Annotated in this window: 11 protein-coding genes; 4 read left to right on the top strand and 7 right to left on the bottom strand. The window is 66.2% G+C overall.

The genetic code is table 11. The features are described from left to right. The first annotated feature begins 5 nt into the window (after positions 1 to 5). The gene (locus BGI01S_RS04255) at positions 6 to 2,942 is read left to right on the top strand and encodes a YadA-like family protein (RefSeq protein ID WP_042322700.1); all 2,937 of its coding nucleotides are present in this window, start codon (positions 6 to 8) and stop codon (positions 2,940 to 2,942) included. Between the two features lie 143 nt (positions 2,943 to 3,085). Here the strand turns inward: BGI01S_RS04255 and BGI01S_RS04250 are convergent, their stop codons facing one another. Both BGI01S_RS04250 and hrpA read right to left on the bottom strand, forming a co-directional pair. Beyond that, positions 3,086 to 3,271 (bottom strand): hypothetical protein, encoded by a 186-nt coding sequence (locus BGI01S_RS04250; protein ID WP_042322698.1) that lies wholly within the window; start codon positions 3,269 to 3,271, stop codon positions 3,086 to 3,088. Between the two features lie 38 nt (positions 3,272 to 3,309). After that, positions 3,310 to 7,767 carry an ATP-dependent RNA helicase HrpA gene (gene hrpA, locus BGI01S_RS04245; protein ID WP_042322697.1) on the bottom strand — a complete coding sequence of 1,486 codons (4,458 nt, stop codon included), beginning with the start codon at positions 7,765 to 7,767 and terminating at the stop codon, positions 3,310 to 3,312. Between the two features lie 23 nt (positions 7,768 to 7,790). On the opposite strand from hrpA, the gene argA reads away from it, so the two are divergent. From argA to proP, 3 genes are all read left to right on the top strand, one after another. Further along, positions 7,791 to 9,179 carry an amino-acid N-acetyltransferase gene (gene argA / locus BGI01S_RS04240; protein ID WP_042322694.1) on the top strand — a complete coding sequence of 463 codons (1,389 nt, stop codon included), beginning with the start codon at positions 7,791 to 7,793 and terminating at the stop codon, positions 9,177 to 9,179. Between the two features lie 53 nt (positions 9,180 to 9,232). Then, positions 9,233 to 9,505: an oxidative damage protection protein gene (locus BGI01S_RS04235; RefSeq protein WP_007181244.1), complete on the top strand. Its 273-nt coding sequence runs from the start codon at positions 9,233 to 9,235 to the stop codon at positions 9,503 to 9,505. Positions 9,506 to 10,285: 780 nt separating this feature from the next. After that, positions 10,286 to 11,788, top strand: a complete 1,503-nt coding sequence (gene proP / locus BGI01S_RS04230; RefSeq protein ID WP_232624368.1) for a glycine betaine/L-proline transporter ProP — start codon at positions 10,286 to 10,288, stop codon at positions 11,786 to 11,788. 144 nt (positions 11,789 to 11,932) lie between these two features. Here proP and BGI01S_RS04225 read toward each other — a convergent pair whose 3' ends face one another. The 5 genes from BGI01S_RS04225 to BGI01S_RS04205 form a co-directional block, all read right to left on the bottom strand. Beyond that, positions 11,933 to 12,421 carry a metallophosphoesterase family protein gene (locus BGI01S_RS04225; protein WP_042322692.1) on the bottom strand — a complete coding sequence of 163 codons (489 nt, stop codon included), beginning with the start codon at positions 12,419 to 12,421 and terminating at the stop codon, positions 11,933 to 11,935. Between the two features lie 31 nt (positions 12,422 to 12,452). Next, positions 12,453 to 13,259 carry a hypothetical protein gene (locus BGI01S_RS04220; RefSeq protein WP_042324365.1) on the bottom strand — a complete coding sequence of 269 codons (807 nt, stop codon included), beginning with the start codon at positions 13,257 to 13,259 and terminating at the stop codon, positions 12,453 to 12,455. Positions 13,260 to 13,262: 3 nt separating this feature from the next. Then, positions 13,263 to 13,838, bottom strand: coding sequence for a TMEM175 family protein (locus tag BGI01S_RS04215; RefSeq protein WP_042322689.1), 576 nt, complete (start codon positions 13,836 to 13,838; stop codon positions 13,263 to 13,265). Between the two features lie 204 nt (positions 13,839 to 14,042). Continuing rightward, positions 14,043 to 14,417 (bottom strand): cupin domain-containing protein, encoded by a 375-nt coding sequence (locus BGI01S_RS04210; RefSeq protein ID WP_042324364.1) that lies wholly within the window; start codon positions 14,415 to 14,417, stop codon positions 14,043 to 14,045. A gap of 17 nt (positions 14,418 to 14,434) precedes the next feature. Continuing rightward, the gene (locus BGI01S_RS04205; protein WP_042322686.1) at positions 14,435 to 15,835 is read right to left on the bottom strand and encodes an FAD-containing oxidoreductase; all 1,401 of its coding nucleotides are present in this window, start codon (positions 15,833 to 15,835) and stop codon (positions 14,435 to 14,437) included. Between the last annotated feature and the right edge of the window lie 269 nt (positions 15,836 to 16,104).

Below are 16,104 nucleotides of genomic sequence, written 5' to 3'. Positions count from 1 at the left end.
ACACAATGAATCGAAGTATTTCAATGGTTTGGTGTACAGCAACACACGCATCGCCGACTGCATCCGGGTCGGCAGGTCTCAAGGGGAATCGCGCCGCGGCGCGAAAGAAGGCCATCGCGCAGGCCGTGTTGAGCGCGGCAGTGCTGGCGACTGGAGCGCCGGCGGTCGCCGCGGGCGCCGACGCAATTGAGTTGGGTACGGCCGCCGGTGCGTCGGGCGATCTCGCCATCGCGATAGGTTCGCAAGCACACGCGCCGGGCCCCGACTCGGTTGCGCTCGGCGCGCAGGCCAGCGCACAAGGCACCGCCGCGCTGGCAGCCGGTCAGAATGCCAATGCACAAGGCGATGGCGCCGGGGCCGTCGGACTGAACGCCACTGCGCAGGGCACCGGCGCGGTTTCGGTAGGGACGGGCACCAAGGCGCTGGGCAACGGCGCAACCGCCGTGGGCCTGGACGCCAGCGCGTCGAACGAGCACGCAATCGCAGTTGGCCTGGACGCTGCCGCGCTGGGCGCTGACTCCATCGCGTCGGGCTCGGCCGCGACGGCGGCGGACACGGCCGCCGTCGCGTTCGGCGCGCAGGCAACGGCTTCCGGCGTCGCGTCCGTCGCAGTGGGCTTTCACGCGCAAAGCGTGGGCGGCGCGTCCTTCGCTGGCGGGAGTTCGGCGCTCGCGGGGGCTGACAACAGCGTTGCGCTCGGCAGTAATGCAGTCGTCAGCGGCGTCGGCGGGATCGCGCTCGGCACGCTCGCTCAGGCGACCGGCCCGAACGCGAGCGCTCTCGGCCTCGGCGCAGTGGCGGCGAACGCGAGCGCCGTCGCACTCGGCAACCACGCGACTGCCAGCGCCGCCAACAGCGTCGCGTTGGGCGCGGATTCCACCACCGACGCGGACCTGACACAGCACGCTTATGCGCCGGACGGGTTGGGCGCCACGTTGATCGCGGCACCCGATCCGACCGGCGAAGTGTCGCTCGGCGCGACGCACAACGAGCGCCGTCTGACGAACCTCGCGGCGGGCGCCGCGCCGACCGACGCCGTCAACGTCAGCCAGTTGAGCGCGGTCAACGGCAAGGTCGATGCAATTGCCCAAAGCGGCACGCAGCGTTACTTCAACGCAGATGGCAGTATCGACGGTTCTGATAACGCCGTCGCCGGAAGTACGCATGCGCTGGCGGCAGGCGCCGGTGCAAGCGCGACGGCCGCCGATGCGGCCGCGGTCGGTGCCGGAGCGCACGCCAGCGGAACCGGTTCGGTCGCACTCGGAACAGGCGCGATGGCGGACGCGGCGCGCGCCACGTCGATCGGGGCGAGTGCCGCTGCCGGCGCTGTGGACGCCACATCGATCGGGGCTGGCGCGATTGCCGGAGAAGCGAACGCCACGTCGATCGGCGCGACTGCCCTCGCCGCCGGCCCGAACGCGACCGCCATTGGCGCGTACTCCGCTGTCACCGGCGAAGGGAGCGTCGCGCTCGGCTACAGCGCGACGGTCAGTGCGGACAACGCGGTCGCGCTCGGCCGCAATTCACTCGCCGACCGGGCGAACACGGTGTCGGTAGGCTCAGTCGGGCAGGAACGCCAGCTCACGAACGTGGCGGCGGGCACCGCGGCAGCCGACGCCGTCAACCTGAGCCAACTGGATGCCGCGACCGCAACGGCGTCGCATTACTTCAAGGTCAACGGCAGCGATCCGAACGATGCCAGCAACGACGCCTCGGCAACCGGCAACCACGCGATCGCCATTGGCAACGCGGCGCGCGGCCCAGGCGAGGCGAGCGTCGCCGCGGGATCGGACTCGCTGGCGCAGGGTGGTTTCAGCGCGGCAATCGGCGCAGCGTCCACGGCCGGGAGCGACGGCTCCGCGGCGTTCGGCTATAACGCGGAAGCCGCTGCAGTCAACTCGGTCGCGCTCGGGTACAACGCGAGCGCCGTTGCCGCGGACTCGATCGCGCTCGGCCACGGCTCGATCGCCGATCGCGCGGGAACCGTCTCGGTCGGCTCCGTTGGCCAGGAGCGTCAGATTACGAACGTCGCTGCCGGCAGCGCTGATACCGACGCGGTCAACGTCGCCCAGTTGAAAGCAGTGAACGACCAGAGCACAGCGACTGCCGCGAAACTCGATGGCGCATTGATGTACGACCGGAACCCGGACGGCAGTGTCAACCGCAACAGCTTCACACTCGGCGGCGACGCGGCAAGCGGCGGCACGGTCATCCACAACGTCGCTGATGGCGTCGACGCATCGGACGCGGTCAATCTCGGTCAGTTGAACACGCTCGTCAACGGCGCGGTCAACAACGCCGTCGTCAACGCGGCGAATCCGTTCATCAGCGCGGAAGGCAGTCGCAATACCGAAGGCCCGGTGTCATCGGGCGCGCATTCGGTGGCGGCGGGTGCGAGCGCGCGGGCCACGGGCGCTGACGCGAGTGCCATCGGCGCGAATGCGATTGCCGGCGGCAACCGCGCGACCGCGCTTGGCGCGGCAGCGAACGCGAGCGCCGACAATTCGGTCGCGTTGGGGCACGGCTCGGTCGCCGAGCGGGCAAATACCGTGTCGGTGGGCGCAATGGGTCAGGAACGCCAGATCACCAGCGTCGCCGCCGGCGTGCAAGGCACCGACGCGGTCAATGTCAATCAATTGCAGCAGAGCGTAGGCGGCGCGCTCAGCGAGGCAAACCGCCATACTGACGATCAGATCCGCTCCACCCGTCGCGATGGATACGGCGGCACGGCCTCCGCCTTGGCTATCGCCGGCTTGCCGCAGGCGGTACTGCCGGGTCGCGGCATGTTCGCGATGGCCGGCGGCACGTATGGCGGCCAGGCGGCGCTGGCTATCGGCGTGTCGCAGTTGTCGGATAAGGGGACGTGGGCCTACAAGCTGCAAGGGACCACCGACTCGCGCGGCCAGTTCGGCGCATCGATCGGCGCGGGTGTGCACTGGTAGTGCCGACGTCGTGGGACGAAACCGTTTCGACTTTCGAGGGCAGTCGCTGTAGTGGTTTCAGCGCTGCGGTGAAGCGATAACGAGCGCGGGTCGAAACGGCCCACGCTGTCTGTGCAGTGACTTCGTTCTCACGAGGAATGAAGTCACGCACTGCGTCGTCCGCGCGAGGCGACGGCCTCGCACACAGGCAACAGCAGCCGCCCCTGGAAGCCGAAGCCGAAGCCGAAGCCGAAGCCGAAGCCGAAGCCGAAGCCGAAGCCGAAGCCGAAGCCGAAGCCGTCAGGAGTGTAGAACGCGTCGGCAGTACACAGACAATGCACAACGAGCACCCCTGCCCTTCCACCACGCCGGAATCAACTCCGACCACTCACCGCTGCATCGACTCCCAAACCTTGTACAACCGCTTCACCGAAACCGGCATCGGCGTCCGCAACTCCTGGGCAAAGAGCGAGATCCGCAACTCCTCCAGCAGCCAGCGAAACTCCGACAAGCGCGGGTCCAGCACACCCCCACGCTGCGCCACCGCACGCTGATAGTTCTGCAGCAGCGGCGCAAACTCCGCAAACTGCCGGGCGTCGCGCGGCGGCTCCGCCTTCAGCTTGTCGATACGCAGCGCCATTCCCTTCAGATAGCGCGGAAAGTGCGCCAACTGCGCGTACGGCGTGTCGACCACGAAGCGCTTACCGATCAATCCATCCAGCTGACTCTGCATGTCGGCATACGCGGCCGTGAACGACTTCGCCTGCACCAGCTTCTTCGTCACGCTCGCGTATTCGCCGAGAATCTGCCCGACCAGCCGCGCGATCTCCTGCGCGAGCAGCGTCAGGCGGCTGCGTCCCTCGTCGCGTCGCGTGTGGAAACTGACGTCGTCGTCCGGCAGCGGGTCTTGCAGACACGCGCGATCGAGCGCGGTATCGATCAGTTGGTCGCGCAGTTCTTCCTGCGTGCCGCGCGGCATGAACTGCATCGCCATTTCGCGCAGGCCGGGCAGGTTCTTCTCCAGATACTTGATCGGTTCCTTCAACTGCAAGGCGAAGAGCCGGCGCAATCCCGCGCGATGAATCCGGGCGGCCTCATCCGGCGAATCGAACACTTCGACATCGCAATGCGTGCCGCGATCCACCAGCGCCGGATAGCCGAACAGCGTCTGCCCGCCGCGGCGAATCTCGAGCAACTCGGGAAGCTTGCCGAAATTCCACGTGGTGAGTTTTTCGTAAAGCGCGGTGCCCCCCGCCCCCTCTTGCAACGCGGTTTGCGGACCGGCCACCGCTGCGCCCTTGCCGCGCTGCGCAGCGCCGCCACGCGCGACACCGGCCCCACCTGCCGCACCGGCTCCTTGCGCAGGCGTCGCAACACCCCCGCCGCCCGCATCCGCCAACGCCGCGCCCGCCGCGCTCGACGCGATCTTCTGGAAATGCTGCTGCGCCTGCCCGCCGAGTTCGGCGCGTAGCTGCGACAGATTGCGCCCCATCGCGAGCTGCCGCCCGTGCTCGTCGACGATCTTGAAGTTCATGAACAGATGCGGCGGCAAGGTTTCGAGCTTGAAGTCCGACTGCTTCATCGCGACCTGGGTCTGCTCGCGAATATCGGCGATCAACGACTCCAGCAAACCGCCCGCGCCGAATTTCGGGCCGCTGTGCCGATCGACGAAACCGGCCGCGTACTCCGGCAACGGCACGCAATGCCGCCGCAACTTCTGCGGCAACGATTTCAGTAACAGTTGCGTCTTCTCTTTCAGCATGCCCGGCACGAGCCACTCGCAGCGGCGAGCGTCGACCTGATTGAGCGCGTAGAGCGGCACGGCGAGCGTGACGCCATCGCGCGGCGAGCCCGGTTCGAAGTGATAGCTGAGCGCCATCTCGACGCCGGCCATCGTCATCCGTTTCGGGAACAGATCGGTCGTCACGCCGGCGGCTTCGTGGCGCATCAGATCATCGCGCGACAGATACAGCAGGCGCAGCTTGTCTTCCGGCTGGCCGCTCTTTTTCACCTCGTCGCGATACCAGCGCTCGAACGACGCGCCGGTGTAAATGCCGCCAGGCAACGCCTGATCGTAGAACGCGAAAATCAGTTCGTCGTCGACCAGCACGTCCTGACGGCGCGACTTGTGTTCCAGTTGCTCGATGTCGGCGAGCAGCTTGCGGTTGTGCGCGAAGAACGCGAGCTTCGTATCGAACTCGCCTTCGACCAGCGCGCCGCGAATGAACAACTCTCTCGCGCGCGCCGGGTCCTGTTTGCCGAAACTCACGCGCCGCCGGTGATAGATCGGCAGGCCATAGAGCATCGCGCGCTCGAACGCGGACACCTGCGCCGCGCGCTTCTCCCAATGCGGCTCGGAAAGCGATTTCTTCAGCAGATGCGCGCCGATCTTCTCGACCCACTCGGGCTCGATCTTCGCGATGCAGCGCGCGTACAGACGACTCGTCTCGACCAGTTCGGCGGCCATCACCCACTTGCCCGCCTTCTTCACCAGCGCCGAGCCAGGCCACAGATAGAACTTGATGCCGCGCGCGCCGAGATAGTACGGTTCGTCGTCGGCTTTCAGGCCGATGTTGCCGAGCAGACCGGTCAGCAGCGCCAGATGGATCTGCTCGAAAGTCGCCTCAGCGTCGTTGATGCGCCAGCCATGCTCGCGCACCACCGTCAGCAATTGCGAGTGCACGTCGCGCCATTCCCGCAGCCGCAGTTGCGACAGGAAGTTCTTGCGGCACTCCTCGTGCAGCTGCTTGTTCGACTTCTTGTGCGCAATTGCCTCTTCGAACCAGTTCCAGATTTTTAGCCACTGCAAAAATTCCGAGCGCTCGTCGGCGAAACGGCGATGCGCCTGGTCGGCCTGCTCCTGCGCTTCGATCGGCCGGTCGCGCGGATCCTGCACCGACAACGCACTGGCGATGATCAGCACTTCCTTCAACGCCTGCTGATCGCGCGCGGCGAGAATCATCCGGCCGACGCGCGGATCGAGCGGCAGCCGCGCGAGTTCGCGGCCGAGCGGCGTGAGCTGGTTGTCGTCGTCGACCGCGCCGAGCTCGTTGAGCAACTGGTAACCGTCGGCGATCGCGCGGCCCGGCGGCGGCTCGATGAAGGGGAAGGTTTCGATCGCGGTCAGATGCAGCGACTTCATCCGCAAGATCACCGACGCCAGCGACGAGCGCAGAATCTCCGGATCGGTGAAGCGCACGCGGCCCTGGAAATCGCTTTCCTCGTAGAGACGAATGCACACGCCATCGGCGACGCGGCCGCAGCGCCCGGCCCGCTGATTCGCGGCGGCCTGCGAAATCGACTCGACCTGCAGCTGCTCGACCTTGTTGCGATACGAGTAGCGCTTCACGCGCGCGAGACCGGTGTCGACCACGTAGCGGATGCCCGGCACCGTCAGCGAGGTTTCGGCAACGTTGGTCGCCAGCACGATACGGCGCGCGTTCGACGTGCGGAACACGCGCTCCTGTTCGGCCGCGGACAGCCGCGCGAACAGCGGCAGGATTTCCGTATGCGGCGGGTGGTGCTTGCGCAACGCTTCGGCGGCATCGCGAATCTCGCGCTCGCCGGGCAGGAACACCAGCACGTCGCCGGGACCTTCGCGGCACAGTTCGTCGACCGCGTCGACGATCGCGTCCATCAGATCGCGATCGGTCTCGCGCTGGGTCTTCGGCCTGTCGCCACGCGATGACGATGCGCCAGACGACGTCCCCTGCGCCGCCTTCACCGCCGGGCTGTCCTCGACGACCGGGCAATAACGCACCTCGACCGGATAGAGCCGCCCGCTCACCTCGATCACCGGCGCGGGTTTCTCTTCGCTGCCGAAATGGCGCGCGAAGCGATCGGCGTCGATGGTCGCCGACGTCACGATCAGCTTCAGATCGGGACGCTTCGCGAGAATTTCCTTCAGATAGCCGAGCAGGAAATCGATGTTCAGGCTGCGCTCGTGCGCTTCGTCGATGATCAGCGTGTCGTACGCTTTGAGCAGCGGATCGGTCTGCGTTTCGGCGAGCAGGATGCCGTCGGTCATCAGCTTGACGGACGCGCCCGGCGACAGGTTGTCGGTGAAGCGCACCTTGTAGCCGACCACTTCGCCGAATGGCGTGCCGAGTTCTTCGGCAATGCGCCGCCCGGTCGCCGACGCGGCGATCCGGCGCGGCTGCGTGTGGCCGATCAGACCCGCGCCGCCCGCGCCGAGCCCACGCCCTAACGCGAGGCAGATTTTCGGCAACTGAGTGGTCTTGCCGGAGCCCGTCTCACCCGACACGATCACCACCTGATTCTCCGCGATCGCTTTGGCGATCTCGTCGCGGCGGCCGGAGACCGGCAGCGCTTCGGGGAACGTGATCGGCGGAATCGGATTCGGTTCGACGACGCGCGCCGCTCGCGGGGCGCGGGGAAGGCGTGGCTCACGCGGTTCACGCAGCTCGCGCGAACCGCCTGCCCCACCTGCTTCATGCGCTTCCCGCGATTCGCGGCGCCCGCCATCGCGTTCGGCACCGCCCTCTCGCGGCGCTTTCCGGGCGGGGGCGCCGGCTTCGCGCCGCGCCTCACCGCCCGGCGCCGACCCGCGGCTCTGCTGATTGGCGCGAACGTCACCGCGTGCAGCTTGTGAAGCGCCGCTGCCGGCGGTGTGCCGCGCACGCGAGTCGCGCTCGCGCGGCGATTTATTTTCCTGCGCCGGCACCTGCGCGCCTTCTCCCGCACGATGCGGTTCGCGCGCCGCGTGCGGCGTGTTGGGCTCGGTGTCCTGCGCAGGACGGCGCTTCGCGTCGCCGGTGTTCATCTGATCGGCGGCCGGCGCCGGATTCTCGTTCGCCGCAGCGGGACTTTTGGGTACATTCGACATGGGGGCGCATTATAATCCCCGGCATGAATTCCCAAACCGACCTCGTCCCCGCGCCCGCGAGCGTTCCGGCCCCCGCCGGAGCAACGGAAAACCTCGCACAGCATGCGCAATTCGTCGACTGGATGCGTTCAGTCGCCCCCTACATCCATGCATTCCGTAACAAGACGTTCGTCGTCGGTTTCGGCGGCGAGGTGGTGCATCAGGGGCTCCTGAATGCGCTGGTGTCCGACATCGCGTTGCTTCAGGCGATGGGCATCCAGATCGTGCTGGTGCACGGCTCGCGACCGCAGGTCGAAGAGCAGATGAGCCTGCACGGCGTGGAGTCCGAGTTCTCGCACGGCATGCGCATCACCGACGCGCGCGCGCTCGAATCCGCGAAAGAAGCGGCGGGCGAAGTGCGTCTGGACATCGAGGCCGCGATCAGCCAGGGCTTGCCGAACACGCCGATGGCGCACGCGCACATCAGCGTGGTGTCGGGCAATTTCGTGACGGCGCGCCCGGTCGGCATTCTCGACGGCGTCGACTTCGCGCACACCGGCGTGGTCCGCAAGATCGACGCGGATTCGATCCGCCACTCGCTCGCGAGCCGCAAGCTGGTGCTGTTGTCGCCGCTCGGCTTCTCGCCCACCGGCGAGGCGTTCAATCTGTCCATGGAAGACGTCGCGTCGGCGGCAGCGATCGCGCTGCGCGCCGACAAGATCGTGTTCCTGACCGAGACGCCGGGCCTGATGGAAGCCGGTGAAGACGGCCCCGAACTGCTGCGCGAACTGTCGCTCGACGACGCGTACAAGCTGCACGAAAGCGGCGAAGTCACCGGCGACGCTGGCTTCTATCTGAAGCATTCGATCCGCGCGTGCCGCGGCGGCGTCGCACGGGCGCACATCATCCCCTACGCGCTCGACGGCAGCCTGCTGCTCGAACTGTTCCTGCACGACGGCGTCGGCACGATGATCTCGTACGAGAACCTCGAAAGCCTGCGCGAAGCGACGCCGGACGACGTCGGCGGCATTCTCTCGCTGATCGAGCCGCTCGAAGCGGACGGGACGCTCGTGCGGCGCGGCCGCCACCAGATCGAACGCGATATCGATCACTTCTCGGTGATCGAGCACGATGGCGTGCTGTTCGGCTGCGCGGCGCTGTATCCGTATCCGCAGGAGCGCATCGGCGAAATGGCGTGCCTGACGGTCGCGCCCGAAGCGCAAGGCACCGGCGACGGCGAGCGTCTGCTCAAGCGCATCGAGCAGCGAGCGCGGGCGCGCGGCCTGACGCGCATTTTCGTGCTCACCACGCGCACCGAACACTGGTTCCTCAAGCGCGGCTTCGTCAAGGTCACGGTCGACGACCTGCCTGAAGACCGCCGCAGACTCTATAACTGGCAGCGCAAGTCGCTCGTGCTGATGAAGCAGCTCTGAGCGGCCTCATATAAAGCGACTGCCCGCCCCCACATCGATAGGAGAAGCACAGCATGACTCGTATGGTTCAATGCGCAAAGCTCGGCAAGGAAGCCGAAGGCCTCGATTTCCCGCCGCTGCCGGGCGAACTCGGCAAGCGGATCTACGAAAGCATTTCGAAGGAAGCCTGGCAGGCCTGGTTGAAGCAGCAAACCATGCTGATCAACGAAAACCGCCTGAACATGGCCGATCCGCGCGCGCGCCAGTATCTGATGAAGCAGACCGAGAAGTTCTTCTTCGGCGAAGGTGCGGATACCGCGCAGGGTTACGTGCCGCCATCGGCCTGAGCCTCGACAGGCGCTACTGGCGCCGCTCGTCGCATCGACCGGATCCGCGCCGCGAGCGCGGATTTTTTTCGTCTTTCTGATCCCACTGCGCCGCTCTGTTATGGTCGCTTTGCGTCCGGATGGTGGCATGCTTCGTCGGCTTTTTTGCGACCTTTTCGCCACCCCTCCGAAGTCATTCTCCGCGCCGGCGCGCCGCCGCAAAATGAGCTAAACGGTTCAATTTCACTCACCTCCAGCCCGCCGCCAAATCCGCCGCAATCCCCCACCTGGCAAGGGATCGAGCGCGCCGGCCGGACCCTCGCCGGACAGAAGGTTTGCACGATCATCCGTCATCGTGCTATCATGTGCATCGTTCCAACTGCAATTCACCCTCATTGACCTTTCGTTTCACCGTTGGCCGCAACCCTTGTGCCGCGCTGAATCGAATCGTTTTTACACAAGAAGGCTCGTCGGTCGTTTCCCGTCTCGTCTCGCTCAATGAGCGCTCATGAGAGGCGAATAAAGCAACCGGCCTTTTTCGTTTCAAGCCTTCCAGCGGCGCGCGGGCCAGCTTCCAGCCACCCCGGCGTCCTCATGTACCTGCCCCCCTTCCACGGCCACGCAGGTGCGACAGTCAGCACAATCTAGACGAGTGTTTTTTCGCGACATGTCTCGCGAGGCACGGGCGTTCTGTTTTCTTTTGCGCCTGCTCTGCACTGCCGGTTCCGGCGGCGGAGAAGTCATCGCCTTGCTCACGAAACGACACTTCCCAGCAACCGTGGCGGAACGTTCATGCGCATCATGAGTTTCGTCGCAGTCATTGGAGTTTTCAACTTGACGGCTTCCAGCTACGGCTTCTGGCGACATCACAAAGAAGAACAACGCCTTTCTCTCGACGACATCACCGTCGTCGACAAATCCCTCCTCAAGCGTGCGGTCGGCGCGATGGCGCTCGGCAACGCGATGGAATGGTTCGATTTCGGCGTGTACAGCTACATCGCCGTCACGCTCGGCAAAGTGTTCTTCCCGTCGGCGAGTCCGGCCGCGCAGCTGATCGCCACCTTCGGCACGTTCGCCGCGGCGTTCCTCGTGCGTCCGGTCGGCGGCATGGTGTTCGGGCCGCTGGGCGACCGCATCGGCCGTCAGCGCGTGCTGGCGATGACCATGATCATGATGGCGCTCGGCACCTTCGCGATCGGCCTGATTCCGAGCTACGCGACGATCGGCATTTTCGCGCCGGTGCTGCTGCTGGTCGCACGTCTGGTGCAGGGCTTCTCGACCGGCGGCGAATACGGCGGCGCCGCGACCTTCATCGCCGAGTTCTCGACCGACAAGCGCCGCGGCTTCATGGGGAGCTTCCTCGAGTTCGGCACGCTGATCGGCTACGTGCTCGGCGCGGGCACGGTGGCCGTGCTGACCGCGACGCTATCGAACGACGCGCTGCTCTCGTGGGGCTGGCGTGTGCCGTTCCTGATCGCGGGTCCGCTGGGTCTGGTGGGTCTGTACATCCGGATGAAGCTCGAAGAAACGCCGGCGTTCAAGAAGCAGGCCGAGCAACGCGAAGCGGAAGACAAGGCGCTGCCCAAGCAGTCGTTCCGTCAACTGCTCGCGCAGCAATGGCAGCCGCTCCTGCTGTGCGTCGGCCTCGTGCTGATCTTCAACGTCACCGATTACATGGCGCTGTCGTATCTGCCGAGCTATCTGTCGGCCACGCTGCACTTCAACGAAACGCACGGCCTGTTCCTCGTGCTGCTCGTGATGGTCCTGATGATGCCGATGACGCTCGCCGCCGGCCGCCTGTCCGACACGATCGGCCGCAAGCCGGTGATGCTGTTCGGTTGCGTGGGGCTGTTCGCGCTGTCGATTCCCGCGCTGCTTCTGATCCGCATGGGCACGGTGCTGCCGGTGTTCAGCGGCCTGATGATTCTCGGCGCGCTGCTGTCGTGCTTTACCGGCGTGATGCCGTCGGCGCTGCCGGCGCTGTTTCCGACCAAGATCCGCTACGGCGCGCTCGCGATCGGCTTCAATATCTCGGTGTCGCTGTTCGGCGGGACGACGCCGCTCGTGACCGCATGGCTGGTCGACCGTACCGGCAATCTGATGATGCCCGCCTACTACCTGATGGGTGCGTCGCTGATCGGTATCGTGTCGGTGCTGGCGCTGCGCGAAACCGCGCGCAAGCCGCTGCTCGGCTCGGGCCCGTGCGTGGCCACGCGCGCCGAAGCGCATGCGGTGCTGCGCGGCGAGCGTGAAGCCGAAGAGATGGATGAGCGTTACGCGGCGGCTGCGACGGCGCGTGCGTGACCGAGGGTCGCGCCGGTGGTTCCACGGCGCGGCGTCGATCAGGCTGCACGAGGTACGCTGCGCAAGGTGCGCTGTTCTGAGCGCAAAACTCCAGGCGCGCACAATTGAGAAACGGGCCGGCAAATTTTTTGCCGGCCCGTTTTTTTACGTCAGCAGTGAATCGAACGACGCACTCACCTGCGCGCCTTCGACAATCAACAGCCCCGCGCAAATCGGCAGCTTGAAACGCCGTGGTCCCGCGCTGCCGGGATTGACGAACAGCACGCCGTCGCGCTCGACGATCGACGGCTTGTGCGAATGGCCGCTCACCACCACGCGCACACCTTCATTGCGCGGATCGGCGCCCAGATCGGCGATGTCGTGTACGACGCGGATCGTCACCTGCTGCGCGGTCAGGCTCGCGAGCGTCGGCAGCGCGGCGGCCCACTCGCCGGTGTCGTTGTTGCCGCGCACCGCGGTGACCGGCGCGATCTGCCTCAGCGCGTCGAGCACGGCCGGATTACAGATATCGCCCGCATGGATGATCGCGTCGCAGCCCGCGAGATAGTGCAGCGCTTCGGGACGCACGAGGTTGTGCGTGTCGGAGATGAGTCCGATGCGGGTCAGCGAAGAGCCTGATTTGCGCGAAGTCATAGGCTTAGGGAAAGGTATCGGCCCAACGGCCTCAGTCCACCTGTTGTCCGGCAAGCTCGCGCGACACCGCCGCCTGCGCGGGCCGTCGTGAACCGAGCATGCGCCGCGTGGCGCCCTGCACGACGATCGACGCCAGCGCCGCGCACGCGAAGCTCACGCCCACGCCTTCGTGCGGCAGCATCGTCGCGGTCACCGCGAAGAACGCCGCGAACGAGCCGCGCCCGATCACCATGCCGCGCATCAGCAACGCGACGAAGTCCGCGCCGTGCGCGCGCTGCGCCGATACGGCGAGCACGATGCCGAGCAACGGAAACACCGACAGCAACCCGCTCCAGGCCGCACCCATCGATGCGGACAAAGTCGTCACCGCGACCGTCAGCAAGGCGCCGGCAAGCATGCGCACGGTTAGATCGACGATGCCGACGCGCGCCGCCGGCACATGGCCCGTCACGCGCGGCAAGCCGCTTTGCGACACCGCCACCGCCGCGCACGCCGCCGCGAGCGCCCACACCAGCGAGCCGGGCAGACGCACGAGCAACAGCGCGACGCCGAGCCAGCCGGCCATGCCCGCGGCCAGCGCGAGCGGCCACGCAAAGCGCCGGCAGGTCCACGCGTACGCGAAATTGAACGCTTCCGACGCGGCGATCGCCGCGATCGATGCCGCCGACGCCTGCGCCGCGAACGACGGCCCACGCTCCAGCGCGAGCAGTAGCACGATCGGCCCGGCGACGACCGGCAGCCCCGCCAGCCACCCCGCCACCGACGGCCCCCACACGCGCCCGGCCATCGTCAGCGCGGCAAGAAAACCCGGCACCAGCAGGAGCTTGAGCGTGAGCAGCACTTACGATCCCAGCACGTGTTCGATGCGCTGATCCGGAATCAGCCACCATGCGGCGACGAGCGTATAGAGCGTAGCCGATCCCCACGGCAACACGAACGCGATTCCGATACCGACCAGATAGAGCACGACGGACACCTTGCCCTTGAAGTCGTTGCCGATCGCTCTCGCGAGGGTCGACTCCTTGCCGTGTTCACGGATCAGCACACGCATCAGAATGAAATACGCGATCGCCGACATGAACAGCACGACGCCGTACATCGCGGTCGGCCAGGAGGCCAGATGGTTTTCGCCGACCCAATGCGTGACGGCCGGCAGCAGCGACAGCCAGAACAGCAGATGGAGGTTGGCCCACAACACCCTGCCGTTGACCTTCTGCACCGCATGGAACATGTGGTGATGATTGTTCCAGTAGATGCCGACGTAGATGAAGCTCAGCACGTACGCGCAGAACACCGGGACCACCGGCCGCAGCGAAGCGAGATCGAAGCCCTCGGGCACCTTCAGCTCGAGCACCATGATCGTGATGATGATGGCGATCACGCCATCGCTGAAGGCCTCGACTCGTCCCTTGCCCATCGGTGGGTTTCCTGATGATGAATGTGATTGGCGCACAGCCCGTCCGCATCTCGCCGACGATCCGCGCCGCAGCCGATTATCCGCGATGCCGTCGCGCTTTGTCGATGCGCGTGCGTGGGTGGCATGGGTGCGAGTGCAGAAAGAAAACGGAGCGGTGCGAACTCCGTGTATAGCGTCGACCCGCGGCAGCGCAATACGCTTCGCTCAGTCCGACACACCGTCGGGGTAGTACACGGCGAGCCACACGCTCGGCTCCGTGTCGCTGGTCCACGCGACCCGATGCCGGCAATGCGCTTCGATCAGCACGTGATCGCCGGGCTTCATCGGATGCGGCTGCGGGTCGTCTTCGAATTGCAGCGCCGCCGCGCCGCTCAGCAACACGACCCACTCGGCGCGCGGGCTGTCGTACCAGAAGCCCGGCGGACTCGCCTGCCCGGTCGATACGATCCGCTCGATCGTCACGCCGGCCTGCTCGACGAGCGCGTCGATCCGCTCGTCGGCGTTGACGTCGGCATTCGCATTGGCGTCCACGCATGCCCCGCGATCGAACAGATTCCCCGTGATGAGCGCGCGTTTCATCGTGCGTGCAGCGCCTGTCATTGCATCGGCTTCAGGCCGTCGAGCAAGGTCGGCACCAGTTCGCTGATGGTCGGATGGATGTGCATTGCGTACTGCAAGGTCGGATACGGCGCGCCCGCCGTCATGATGTCGATGAACGTGTGAATCGCCTCGTCGCCTTCGATGCCGTGAATCGCCGCGCCAAGTATCTTTTTGCTCTGCGTGTCGACCATTACCTTCATGAAGCCGTCGGTCTCGCCGCGTTCGCGGGCGCGGCCCACGCGCGACATCGGCATGGTCGCGATCAGCGCGTCGCGGCCGCTCTTGCGCACCTCGGCCTCCGACATGCCGACGCGCGCAAGCGGCGGATCGACGAACACCGCGTAGGCCATGATGCGCGTATCGACGCTGCGCGCGTTGGGGTTGGCGAGATTCGCCGCGACGATCTGGTAATCGTCATAGGACGTATGCGTGAACGCGCCGCGTCCGTTGACGTCGCCGATCGCCCACACGCCCGGCACATTGGTGCGCAAGTGGCCGTCGACCGGAATCGTGCCGTGCCGGTCGACCTCGATGCCGGCGGCGGCGAGGCCGAGATCGTCGGTATTAGGTTCGCGGCCGGTCGCGAACAGCAGGTGCGACGCCTCCAGTGCGGGAATGTTCTGCTCGAAGCCGATGCACACATCGTTCGCGCGATGCGGATGCGGCTCGACCCGCGACGGCTGCACGCCGAAGCGGAACTCGACGCCTTCGCGCGCGAGCACCGCGCGCACCGATTCCGCGAAATCGGCATCCTCGCGGGTGAGCACGCGATCGCCGCGCACCAGCACCGTCACCTGGCTACCGAAGCGGCGAAAGATCTGCGCGAATTCGAGCGCGATATAGCTGCCGCCGACGATCACCAGATGACCCGGCAACTCGGTCAGTTCGAGCAGATTGGAGTTGGTGTAGTAGCGAATCCGCTCGAGACCTTCGAGCGGCGGCACGACCGCGCGCGTGCCGGTGTTGATGTAGATTTCGTCGGCGCTGAGTTCGTCCAGCACCTGCCCGTCCGGTCCGCTGATCGCGAGCGACTGCGCGCCCGTGAAGCGCGCATGGCCGTTGAACACGGTGACGTTGTCCGCGCCGCGCAGCCATTGTTCGACGCCGTCGCGCGACTGGCCGATGATCCCGTCCTTGCGCGCCTTGACCGCCGCTAGATCCACGCTGATCGAGCCGCTCACGTGCACGCCGAGTTCGGCGGCATGGCGCGCGACGTGCGCGGCGCGGGCGCTGGCCACATACGATTTGGTCGGCGTGCAGCCGACATTCACACAGGTCCCGCCAAAGGCCGCGCGTTCGATCACCGCGGTTCGGCGGCCGCTTTCACCGAGGCGTACGGCGAGCGGCGCGCCGCCTTGTCCCGTACCGATCACGACTGCGTCAAAGTGCTGTGGCATGACGACTCTCCCGAGGCTGGGGTGCAGGTCGTAGCATCTTACCCTCTAACCTTCGGTACTTCGCGTTGCGATGCGGTGTTGCGTAGGGGTTGTGCGCCGCAGGGCGCGCGGGGATACGTGCACTGCGTTGAATGGCGGGTTATTGCATCCGGCTGCGCTTACGCATGGCAATGCACCGCGCAGATCAATTCGCGCGAGCGTTGCAGCGCGGCCTGCGCGCCACGTGCTGCAACGACCCAGCCGACCTGGCCGAGGTTGAAGTCCTGCGA

The organism is Paraburkholderia ginsengisoli NBRC 100965 (assembly GCF_000739735.1).
GTDB lineage: Bacteria > Pseudomonadota > Gammaproteobacteria > Burkholderiales > Burkholderiaceae > Paraburkholderia > Paraburkholderia ginsengisoli.
The sequence above is the reverse complement of the archived record's forward strand: the minus strand, read 5'-3'. Positions and strand labels throughout refer to the sequence as shown.